The organism is Mycobacterium sp. (assembly GCF_008709575.1).
Lineage (GTDB): Bacteria > Actinomycetota > Actinomycetes > Mycobacteriales > Mycobacteriaceae > Mycobacterium.
The window spans coordinates 1-738 of record NZ_VYIK01000293.1; the positions used below are offsets into that span (position 1 = coordinate 1).

General features: G+C 63.6%; 1 pseudogene. It reads left to right on the forward strand.

Features of this window, described 5'->3' with window-relative positions:
- Positions 1 to 288: 288 nt before the first annotated feature.
- A pseudogene (locus tag F6Q13_RS18535) lies at positions 289 to 738 on the forward strand (group II intron reverse transcriptase/maturase); the annotation flags it as partial.

The window sequence follows — 738 nt, forward strand, 5'->3', positions numbered from 1 at the left end:
ACCCGAGGGCACCGATCCCAGATAGAAAAGTCTCCGGGAAAACGGGGGAGGTCCAGGCCTGTGTCGGGCAAAGATCAAGGGTATAAGCCGATGGTGAAGTCTCTTGGAGGGCAGCGGGAGTCCGAGGGGGTCGTAGTACCGCTGATCGGCGTGAGAGACACGCCGGGAGGGAAGGGCCCCTGCTTTGATCATGCACGCCAAGCGGGTAAGCGCGAGGGCATGACCGGGTCCGCCCGGTCCAATTACCCCGGCGGGTCATCGCCTGCTGTAGCCGTCGAGGAGCCGTTGGTGGTCTCGCCGGTGAAAGTGCGAGGACTGCAACGGGTGCTATGGGCTGCGGCCAAGCAGTCTAAGGATCGGCGTTTCCACGCCCTTTATGACCGTATCTACAGGGGTGACGTCTTGTGGGAGGCGTGGGAGCGGGTGCGTAAGAACAAGGGTGCGGCCGGGGTGGATCGTGTCACCTTGGTTGCGGTGGAGGATTACGGCGTGGACCGCATGGTGCGTGAGTTGCGCCGTGACCTTCGCGAGGGCGTGTATCGCCCGGCGCCGGCGCGTCGGGTGGAGATCGACAAACCGCAGGGCGGTAAGCGGCCGTTGGGTATTCCGACGGTTCGGGACCGGGTGGTCCAGGCGGCGGCCAAGATTGTGTTGGAGCCTATTTTTGAGGCGGATTTTTTGCCGTGCTCGTATGGGTTTCGGCCGAGGAGGTCGGCGACGATGGCGATGGAACGCTTG